The organism is Bacteroides sp. MSK.20.82 (assembly GCF_019052485.1).
Lineage (GTDB): Bacteria > Bacteroidota > Bacteroidia > Bacteroidales > Bacteroidaceae > Bacteroides > Bacteroides thetaiotaomicron.
Genome location: NZ_JAHQUN010000056.1, coordinates 19,511 through 30,556 on the forward strand (window position 1 = coordinate 19,511; position 11,046 = coordinate 30,556).

The 11,046-nt window shown below is 41.7% G+C and carries 6 protein-coding genes; all 6 read right to left on the reverse strand.

Features of this window, described 5'->3' with window-relative positions; genetic code table 11:
- The gene (locus tag KTR07_RS24635) at positions 1-1,434 is read right to left on the reverse strand and encodes a calcineurin-like phosphoesterase C-terminal domain-containing protein (RefSeq protein ID WP_016267817.1); all 1,434 of its coding nucleotides are present in this window, start codon (positions 1,432-1,434) and stop codon (positions 1-3) included.
- A gap of 135 nt (positions 1,435-1,569) precedes the next feature.
- On the reverse strand, positions 1,570-2,973 hold the full coding sequence (locus KTR07_RS24640) for an alpha amylase family protein (protein WP_008766057.1): 1,404 nt from the start codon (positions 2,971-2,973) through the stop codon (positions 1,570-1,572).
- A gap of 46 nt (positions 2,974-3,019) precedes the next feature.
- The gene (locus KTR07_RS24645; RefSeq protein ID WP_011107272.1) at positions 3,020-4,717 is read right to left on the reverse strand and encodes a DUF5018 domain-containing protein; all 1,698 of its coding nucleotides are present in this window, start codon (positions 4,715-4,717) and stop codon (positions 3,020-3,022) included.
- A gap of 19 nt (positions 4,718-4,736) precedes the next feature.
- A complete protein-coding gene (locus KTR07_RS24650; protein WP_008766059.1) occupies positions 4,737-6,398 on the reverse strand; it encodes a RagB/SusD family nutrient uptake outer membrane protein in 1,662 nt (553 codons plus the stop codon).
- An 18-nt stretch (positions 6,399-6,416) separates the two neighbouring features.
- Complete coding sequence (locus tag KTR07_RS24655; RefSeq protein WP_117981771.1) at positions 6,417-9,641, reverse strand: TonB-dependent receptor; 3,225 nt, start codon at positions 9,639-9,641, stop codon at positions 6,417-6,419.
- A gap of 54 nt (positions 9,642-9,695) precedes the next feature.
- Entirely contained in the window at positions 9,696-10,859 is a 1,164-nt protein-coding gene (locus KTR07_RS24660; RefSeq protein WP_113748552.1) for an AGE family epimerase/isomerase, read from the reverse strand.
- Positions 10,860-11,046 lie beyond the last annotated feature (187 nt).

Consider the following 11,046-nt stretch of genomic DNA (forward strand, 5'->3'; position numbering starts at 1 on the left):
TTATTTGTTTTCAATAGTTTGAGTATATACATTACCAAAACGGTCAGTCACCTTAATCTCTAGCCTTGCGTTTGGGTCATGAGGAGTTGCATGAAAGAGATGCTCGGTGAGAACCGGAGATATCCAGTCATATTTCACCTTTTCCTTATCTGAACAGATGACTTTTGCCATAGGATCATATCCTTTGTACTTTTGCATTTCGCCCATCCTTTGTCCATTTTCATACCATTCTACCTTCCACAGATCATCCCAGTTCCATACATTGGCTATGATATCAGAAGGATATTCATCCGACGATCCTGCCGGATAAGCATGAAACTGGTGTTCCAGCGGATAACCTGCGCTTTTATAAATCCACTTCAATTGATCTCCGTTCACTTCATATATACCGTAACCTCTGGGAGTTCCGTCTACATTGATGTCTGCACGCCACCAAGTGCCACACACTGCTGCCGTATTATGCTCCATCAACGAATCATTGAAACAAACGTTCGTATTGAAATGGGTATGCCCGGAAATGATATGCGCATTATAGCCCTCCAAGAGTTTATATAGTGCAGCTGTATTCACTGTTTCATCCTGATCCAAAGTATTATATCTTAACTTTTTCTGAAGGCTGGAGGGAATGTGCATGACCACAAATACCAGCTTATCCCTGGACACATACGAAAGGTCTTTTTCCAGCCATGCAAAAGTCCGTTCATCAATATATCCGATGTACTGGTAGTCACGATTGACATAGAAACAATTGTCGAGTACAATGTAATGGGCTTTTCCTTTATTAAACGAATAGTAGATGGGGCCGAAATAACTTTCAAAAGTACGGTACGAGTACTCAAAAGTACGTCCTCCGTAGGTCATGTCATGGTTGCCGATAGCACGATAAACGGGAAAGTCCAAAGTAGATACGGTATTAATGTAAGATGGATACAAAGAGGGGGTATCACCCACGATGTCTCCACAATCAATACCGAATATGTCTCTTTTTCCCGAATAAGGCTGTACATATTCTTTTATATCCTGCAGGAATCTGCCATAGGCTTTCACATCGTCTTCGGAAGTGACTTGCACATCAGCCTGCACCAGAAACAGATGATTCGCATCATTCTGAGGATTTTTCATCAACTCAAAATTATATCCGTCTTGTTTATCCATCTCTATTTGTTGATGGAATAAGGGAATGGTCTTTTCTGTTTTCGGCTGATAACCGGAAGGCACGGACAAGTAAACAAACCGGGCATCCCTTTGAGGAGCAAGCACATATTCGCCCGACTTATTAGTCAGAACACAGTCGATTCCGTCCGTTACAACTACTCCTTGAAGTCCTTTCCCATGACAGGTTACCTTTCCACGAATAGTACCGGATAAATTTTGAGCCTGCAAGTTCAAACTCAAACTCATCAAAATGACAAGTTGTAATAAATATATTTTCATAGTTATCTATTGTTCTTTATACAAATAAGGCAATTCATTAACATTAAGTCTGAACCTTGCGGCTCAGACTTAGTGCTATGAATAGAAAGGAGAATACTTGTATTGAGTATATTCTCAGATTGAATTATCAACTTCCTATTTTTGAACGGACTCCAGATAGTTATCAAATCCTGTCTTGAAAGCGTTCCAATAGTCGTACATCTTGATATGACAGAGGTCGAATGCGAAGAAGCCGTCGCTATTGTTTATACATGCGTCGATGGCATCAGGTATTTTAGCGGCTTGTCCACCGTTAGTCCATCCGGTACCATTGCCTATGTCCGGACCTCCGGAGAAGGGAACGTCACCTTTCAGCAACTCGCGACCGTTTTTGCAAAATCCCTCCATTGTCCATTCGCCGCTACCATAAATCTTATCGACAGATGCATAAGCACCTAAGAATATATAATCCAGATGATCGGCATAACCATAGTTCTTATAATCTGCTGTTGCCCATTTAGGATAGTAGGCTGAGGTGTCATATTTAGGACTTGCCCAATTTACTCCCGAAGTATAATAACTGGAATACCATGCGCCTACATACACTCCAAAATTGATTTCTGAATTTACGGATTTTACTTTCTCACGTGCCTTGACGATAAAGTCGTGAATCACTTTTACACGAAATTCCAACCATTTCTTGAAATAGGCAGGCTGATCTGAAGGTATCTCATCTGTGCCTGGTGCCATAATGTCTTCCGGAAAATGAGCAACTGTTTCCCCAATGTACTCTTCAAACTTCTGTTTAGAAACAGCCGAGAAATCACTTTCCAAGCCATAATCGTCATAACGGCAACGGTCCAGAATTATTCCATCCAAGTCATATTTAGCCAGGTCACCCAGTAACTGCAAAACGAAGTTCTGCACATCATCGTTAGCCGGATTCAAAAATTTAGCTCCATAATCGGTCTCGTCATTCAACAAATCCATCGTATTTGTCAGACCGTCAGCGAGATTAGCCACACTTGCCCATTCCTTCTTCGAGTCATCACGGAACAGTATTCCATCTGATCCGAGGTTATAGGGACATAAGTAACCACCGACGAAAGTATTGACTGACGCATGTACTTTCAGCCCCTGACTTCTGGCTGCATCTATAAATGCCTGCAGGTAATCCCATGTTTCAGTACGTTCATAATATACATAACCCGAACTTCCCCACACATCCATTCGCTTCACCTGATCTACTGCAGTAGTGTTGAACAAAACATCTCCTGTAGTGGGACGCACGTCAACAATGATATCAGTAAACCCTGCGTTTTTTACTTTCACCATATCTGTGGAGATATTCTCCTTATTATTCGCATAATCCGGAAAATTAGCTGCCGCATCAATCCAGACATAGCGTGGCTTGATTTCTGTTACATCCGGATTTTCCGGTCCCTCTGTTGAATTATCATTCCAGGGCCATCCGGGGATTCCATCAGAATCATCACTACATGAAGTGATAGCAACCATTCCGCAAAACGTCAATAATAATATTTTAAAAAGATTTCTCATATTATATATGTTTATTAATGTCAGTAACTCTTTTGAAACACATTAATTATTTGTCGATACAATCAAATTCATACCCTCCGATAATCTTACAGTTGTTGTCAACATAGTAGAGACGAAGTTTATATCCATCTGTAGTTGGAGCAAACAATACATCACCTGTTGCCGCTACACCATCTGCAGAACCGAACGAAGAAAGTGAAGGATTGAATGTCAAAGCGTCTGAAGTAGATACCGTACCGGTAAACGATCCGTCTGAGGTTACATCGTACATATATAAGTACGGAGTGCCTCCCCATTGCGGGAAGTGAGCCGTAGATACCAATACAAGATACTGCGCATTATTGAACGTTCTTGCATCCAGACAGTTATTATTCATTGCCCAGGAATTGCCATTGTCCGAATTGGATAAAGACTTGGACGCATTATTACTTGTTCCATTCACCCAATAAAGTACGTTAGGATCATAATAGGATAAGAAATAATCGCTTTGTGCAGTAGTTCCTTTGGTGACAACCTTGGTATTTGACACAGGAGATCCCCAATAGCCAACACCATTTACCGATACTACTTCAGGACTTCCCAATACACCGTCTGTTATAATCCAGCGAACAAACGTATTAGAACCGGACGAGGCTGTCCCGTCACATGTAGCAATGATAGCGGCATTTGTATTGATATCACCCTGTACAGATACTTTGGTACCCATATCCAAACTTGTATTGTTGGTATAAGATATCAATAAAGTTGGAACTGTGGTTACAGAAGAAGTCTTATAGATAGAGAAGGATTTACCATTAGCTGCTTTTGTTGCCAACAATATGTTTCCTTTACTATCACTTGTCACACAACCTAAAGATGCAACACCTACGCTTCCCAAAGTCATATTGCCAATCTTACTTCCTGTAGAAGCATTATAATAGGTAGGAGCAGTAGAACCGTCCCCTAAGCAAACAACTAAATTATTGCCATTAACGGCCAGTGAAGGTGAGTTGGCTGAAGTCCAGGGCAAACCTATAACTCCCATATCCAATTTAAACAATTCTGTCTCACTGCCTTTTCTATATCCATAAGGGATCTTATCCGGCACTGCCTTCTGAACTGTGTACGTCTGCTTCGTCACTCCATCGTGAGCGATGACCGTCAGTTCTACAGGTGAATTGAAGTCAAGCGCCTCTGTCTTAGGATCCGGCGACATTGTCGCATGAGAGGAAAGTGAATATTCTGCCAGACAGGAAGATAAATCTTCTGCAGAAATCAGAGATACCGTCTTATGCTCTTCGTCAATAATTCCACTAATATCTTCGGCCGGTATTGAGAAACTTAATAACTGACATTTATTGGATTTCACTCTTTCACCCGTAATGCAGATTTGTTTCTTATATCCCTGCGCATCTGTATAAGTGAAGTAATTTTCTTTAGTCAAATCCAATATCGTCAAAACAGGGTTAATAGTACAGTTAGGAGCTAACTTTGCCTGGACCCTCATTGTCTTCATATATTCCGCCGTTTCATTTTCACTGTCTTCCGGATAAAACCATGGTATAGGAATCACATATTTATCTACAGACGCATCCGCAATTGTGTAGACAACAGCTTCTTTGTCCACATAAGGACCTGATGTAAAAAGTGCGGTCAAGCTTGTGATTCCCTGCCGCTCAGCAGTTGGAAGTACATATTCCGGATCTTGGCAGGAACTCATTAATGCCAATACTCCTAATAGTAAATATTGTATATTCTTTTTCATAATTGTTTTCATTTTAGATTTATTGCCATTCTGCATATTGAGTTACCGCACCGTTATTGTCCAACTCCGCCTGTGGCATAGGGAAACGGTACATCTTAGTCGGGAAGTTACGATCTTTGTCATCACACTCTACATAAATGTAATTGAACGAACCGTTTGCATTCTGTTCTATCTTAAGTCCATGAAGACGGATACCGGTGAATGCCGTTGCAGATAGTTTCCAGCGACGCATATCCCAATAATAGTGTCCTTCATAAGCTAATTCGACTTTACGTTCCTGACGAATCGCTTTCATCAGGTCTTCTCCACTCTTGTCCGAATAAGGCAAGCCGACTCTGTTACGAATGTCTTTGATGTCTTTATTGGCTTTATCGGCATAGCCACTCAAATGATAGCAAGCCTCGGCATGATTTAGTAACACTTCGGCATAACGAATTTCGGTCCATGGCTGTGTACTTGCCTGCACAGAAGTGAAACTATGAGTCTCATCCACCAGCTTACGCAAATAATAACCTGTGGTAGAACGTCCTTCTGGTTTGGCATCCGTTTTCCATGCAGCCCAACCATCAGTACCATTGACATAAGATGCGATCGTTCTGCCTTTCCACGTCGCACCATTATAAAGAATGGTTGCTTTGAAGCGTGGTTCAAGTTTATCGTATGGAGGAGTTGCCGTTGTTCCTTCTGCAGTATGCCAGGTACTCCAATCCGGAAAACCGCTACCGTCCGCATATTCATAAGATTCTACCATTTCTTGTGTCGGAGTTCCAAATCCTCCGGTCATTGAATTACCATCCAATGCTTTATCACCTCCGGGAGCCATATAGCCGTCAAAATCATGAGTTACAGTAGAACTCTTGTCATAGCAATATTGCAGAATAGCTTCCTGACTTCCTGCTTTAAATGCATTAGAATAATTCTCTTTTTCTTCCAGCTTATATCCCATGCCCATCACTTCTTCGGCAGCGATCCGGGCATCATCCCATCTTTCTGCATAAAGCATTGCCCGTGACAGCATTGCATAAGCTGCTCCGCTAGTCAGACGTCCATTAGGGGTTTTATCAACCGGTAAATGTTCGCCCGCAAACTTCAGGTCCTCATATACAAAGTTCCATCCTTCTGCTTCGGAACTGACCGGCATATCCTTCTTTATATTATCCAGATCTTCATCATATATAATGACTTCCTTATAACGTTTTACCAAGTCGGTATATAAATATCCTCTGAAGAAGCGCATTTCCGCTTCCAGCCGTTCTTGTTCCGTCTGACCGAATGAGGCGTACTTTTTCAGTTTATTGAGACCTTCATTGACACGGCGTACATATTCATACATCGTCCCCCAATTGCCTAAATAAGTGCTGACATAACTTACTGTCAGAACGGATCCTCCATAAGCGATTTCGCTAGGTATCTGGCATTTAGACATATAGTTATAGGAACCGTATTTGAGTTGGTCTGTCAACGCTTCCGTCATGCCTGCCAGGCATTGTCCGTCACGATAAACTCCTAAATAATCGATATAACGGTAGAAATCGTTGACAGCTTGTTCGGCATATTCCAGTTTACTCCATACTAGTTTATCTGATGCTTTGTCCGTCGGTGTCATGTCTAGATAATCACTACATGAACCAAGCCCTAAAGAGGCTCCCAACAATATGATACTTATAAATTTTGTTTTCATAATAAATCTTTTAAAGGTTTAGAAAGTCAGAGTTATACCGCCCATGATTGTGCGTTGTTGAGGATAATATCCGTTATTCACTCCCGGAGATTCGGGGTCGATTCCATCGGGAAGACCGGAGATCGTGAATAAATTGGAACCTTCTACATAAATTCTAAGATTCTGAATTCCCACAGGGCTCATCCACTTTTTAGGGAATGTATAACCTAGCTGTGCCGATTTGAGACGAAGGTATCTGCCATTACGCAACCAGAAGGTAGAAGCTAATCCATTGTCTCCTCCATGTCCTTGATTTCCCAGAGTCAGACGTGGGAATGTTCCATTCGGATTTTCCGTGGTATACGCATTCTGAACCAGATATAAAGGTGAGTTGGCACCTTCTTTGAATGCTTGTGTCCAGACCGTATTGTCATCATAACCATTATAGTAAGTTCCGGTTAATGATACATCGAACAATGCGCCTCCAGTAAATTGTGCGCTTAAATCAAATCCGTTCCAGGCACAATTCAAGTTCAGACCATAAGTCAGTTCCGGACGATTGCCCCGTCCTACACGTGTTCTGTCATCTTCATCTATTTTGCCATCGCCATTTAAATCCTTATATTTGATGTCACCTACATTAGGACGGGTTCCATACCATGCGGAATTATCAATTTCTTCTTCCGAACGGAACAAACCTTCTGCCACCCATACGACTGAAGCGTCTACACTGCGACCTGTACGTTTTCTCCATTCTACAGTATTGGGACTATCCGGATAACGAAGATAGCGATTTCTTGCAAAAGTCAAGTTGAAACTGGCTCCATAAGAAAATGGTTTCCCTGCCAGATTTAATTTATTACGATGACTCACTGTGATTTCAACTCCCTTGCTGTCTACCTTGTTATAGTTGGCATACGTATAATAATATCCTCCCATTGATGGTGGATAATCGCCTCCCATTGCTGTCAGAATATCATAGGTATAATTATAGAATGCATCAAATTCCATACCCAGTAAACCATTCCACATGGTAAAGTCGAAACCTGCATTGTAAGTTAACGTGTTTTCCCACGTCAGAGTAGGATTTGCAATTACAGATGCACGCAGCGCCTGCATGACTTTTCCGTTCAGAATTGTCTGGTACGCATTTTTGTTACCGTCCATCAGGTTATAAGTACTAAGGAATGCATACGGACTCACATCGTCATTACCCAACAAACCGATAGATGCACGTATTTTCATATCATCTAGAAAAGTCAGATCGGACATAAAGTTTTCTTTGGATATTCTCCACGCTACTGATGCTGATGGGAAAAATGCCCAACGTTTTCCACTTACATTGCCCGCAAACTTATACGAACCGTCATATCGTCCTGTAAATTCTGCCAGATACTTATTGTCATAGTCGTATTTCAAACGGAAAACGTAACCAATGCTACGATTGGCATCACTGTAGCCGGAAATAGGGGAGTCTGCCGGTTGTCCGAAACTCAATTCCGGAAGTTCTGCAAAACTCATATTCTTATTATATCCGGAGAAACTGTTTTCTTTATAATCACGGATTTCCGCAAGTACCATGGCTTCAACATTATGCTTACCGAAAGAATTCGCATAATTGATGCTTCCCTGGCCTACCATTTGACGGGAACTGAATTGTCCTTCACCTAAATTTATTCCATTTGCAGTTCCACGAGGATCATCCGCTTTAGTCCAAGTCCAGTCTGTAGTGGAAGTCGGCATTTTATTGATATAAGTAGAATAAGGTGTATTCAGGTTTTTATTATGTGAGGTCTTGTAGTCATAAGCTCCGGTAACCTTTACACTTAATCCTTTTACCCAAGGCAGATGATATTGTAAAGAGAGGTTAGTCTGCAAATCAAAGCTATTGGTATGTTTGTAGCCGGATTCATAAATAGCTGCTAGCGGACTATTCGGTAAGCTTGTATTATTCTGTGTAGTAGCGGTATAAAGTCCATCATATTTTTCCGGTAAATACGGATGCATCATGATAGTCTGGTGAGCAACGGATAACCAACCTTGTTCTCCCAATGTGGAATTAGAATCTGTACCACCGGAGGCATATCCCGGAGTTTCACGTTTTCCTACATTTCCGGCAACTCCCAAACTTAACTGGAAATTCTTGGCCAGCTGAGTTTCAATGTTGGTTCTTAAGTTGTACCGTCTATAAGTAAAGTTATCAATATTACCATCCTGTCCCAAATAGCCGACAGACGTGAAATAACGCATTTTGTCACTACCACCCTGTACGGTGATGTTATGCTTCTGATTGATACCTGTGCCAAATACTTTATCAATATAATTGACATTATCCCACCCATCAGTAGGATCGCCGTTCAACATCGCTTCCACATTTGCTTTTGTGAATACCGGTGTATATTGCTTCATGTCCGTAATACTTCCGTTAGCCAGCTTATCCATCATATCAGCCATATTATAATAATATGCAAACTGGGGACCATTCATAAACTGCGGAAAGTTTGCATTCATAGATGCTCCTATTGAACCGTTATATGTGATTCTTGACTTTCCTTCCTGTCCTCTCTTTGTTGTAACAATGATAACACCACCTGCGCCCTTCAAACCGTACACAGCCGCAGAAGCTCCATCTTTCAAGACAGATACACTCTCAATATCATTAGGATCAATGTCATTGATGGAACGAGGCATACCATCTACAATATAAGTAACATTGTAAATAGAACCACGAACCCGCAATACTGCTTGGTCATCACCCGGTTCTCCAGAGACTTGAACAGAAGAAATGCCCGGCAAACGTCCGCCTAACAAACTTGATACATTGGTTGCCGGTGCCTTTAACAGTTCGTCGCCTTTGACTGCAGAAACCGCTCCTGTCAGGGATTGTTTCTTTGCAGTACCATAACCAACGACAATCACTTCATCCAGAGATGCCACATCATCCTTCATCACCACATTGATCGTTTTCTGTCCGGCAACTTTTATATCTTGTTCCGCCATACCTACATATGTGAAAGACAATATATCTTTTGAAGTCGCCTGAATGCTGTATTTTCCATTAACATCTGTAACTGTACCATTAGTAGTCCCCTTTACTACAACACTTACACCAGGTAGAGATTCTCCTGTCTCATCAGTAACAGTACCTTGCACCAAACTCTGTGCATGAGCATTGATAGCACATGCAAAAAGTGCGCATATTGAGAAAAGAAATATCTTCAATATGCGAGAGTTTTGCTTAATTTTTGAGTTAAACTCTGTCATAGAATTAATTTTTAGATTATTAATAAGATTGGTTAACATAATAATTCATTGTTTCTATAGCTGTTCTAATACTTTCCAGCATTGAAATAATCCCCTTGGTACATGGAAACATCCTTTCCATTTCCCACCTTTGAGTGGCAGCAATACTTCTCCCTGCCGATTCAGATATCCGTACCATTCCGGATATTCCGGATCTTTGAAGTGCGACCATGTGTAGTCATGCACTTTTTCAAACCATTCCAGACATTTCCTGTCTCCGGTCAGCTGATAACCTTTCAGCAGTGATATCAGAGATTCAATATGCACCCACCAAAGTTTCTGATCCCATTCCAATTGCTGGGGAGGACAACCGTTACGGTCCATAAAGTAATAGATACCTCCATATTGCTTGTCCCAACCATAGTCGAGCATTGTCAGGGTTACGTCTTTTGCTTTTTCTATCAATTTCGGACGATTCAGGCGTTTGCCCAAATCCATGATGAACCACATCGCTTCAATAGCATGACCGGGAGTCACCTGGCGTCCTTCGAAGCAATCCACCAGATTACCGTCCATATCGACATTCTCAACAATGATGCCCCCCAGCTCCGGACGATAAAAGACATCCATCACTTCATGGATACAGGTTTCCATCGTCTGTTCCAGATAACCGGGATCCAGAAGATGTTCGATCTCCAAAGCCAGATTACAGAGGATCATCGGGAGAGCGAAGTTCTTCAGATTACGAGTACCCGGATGAAGCTTGTTCCACTTGCCTTTCGGATTATCAACCTTAGAAAGGATGATTTCAAAGGTCTTCTTTGCTATGTCCGCATACTCCTGATTTCCCGTAGCAAGACTCAGCTGTCCAAAGGCCATCGTGGCGAAAGTATATGAGAAAATATTGTATGGTTCTACCAGTGGTCTACCCGAACGGTCGAGTGAAAAGTACCAGTTATAATTCCCGTCATGTCCGTATTTTTTCAAGAATTCACCACCCTGAACGGCACAATCCAGCCATTCCTGTCGTTTTTCCACTTTGTTGTAAAGCATGGAGAACATCCATACCTCACGTCCCTGCAACCAGATGAACTTATCCGTATCGAAAACCTTCCCTTCACGGTCCAGGCAGCTGAAATAACCGCCAAACTCAATATCTTGAGAGTGCTCGAGCCAGAATGGAAGGACATTGTCCAACAATTCATCCCGGTACTGATTCGCTAGTTTCTTAAAATCCATAATATTGTTTTTATTATAGATAGGTATAGGGTACACCGAAGGCGGGAAACGTTTCTTGAATGGCCATGCAGAAAACCGCCTGCGGCTTCTCTATACTTCTCAGTTGTTGTTAGTTTACTGTTATTAAGGTCCTTTCTTTCTTCTACTGTTCCGACCGGGTCCAGTATCTTTCAATCTCTTCCAGTGA

Coding starts and splice junctions, on each gene's coding strand:
- KTR07_RS24650 (WP_008766059.1), bottom strand. CDS start 6,398: ATGAAAACAAAATTTATAAGTATCATATTGTTGGGAGCCTCTTTAGGG.
- KTR07_RS24655 (WP_117981771.1), bottom strand. CDS start 9,641: ATGACAGAGTTTAACTCAAAAATTAAGCAAAACTCTCGCATATTGAAG.
- KTR07_RS24640 (WP_008766057.1), bottom strand. CDS start 2,973: ATGAGAAATCTTTTTAAAATATTATTATTGACGTTTTGCGGAATGGTT.
- KTR07_RS24635 (WP_016267817.1), bottom strand. CDS start 1,434: ATGAAAATATATTTATTACAACTTGTCATTTTGATGAGTTTGAGTTTG.
- KTR07_RS24660 (WP_113748552.1), bottom strand. CDS start 10,859: ATGGATTTTAAGAAACTAGCGAATCAGTACCGGGATGAATTGTTGGAC.
- KTR07_RS24645 (WP_011107272.1), bottom strand. CDS start 4,717: ATGAAAAAGAATATACAATATTTACTATTAGGAGTATTGGCATTAATG.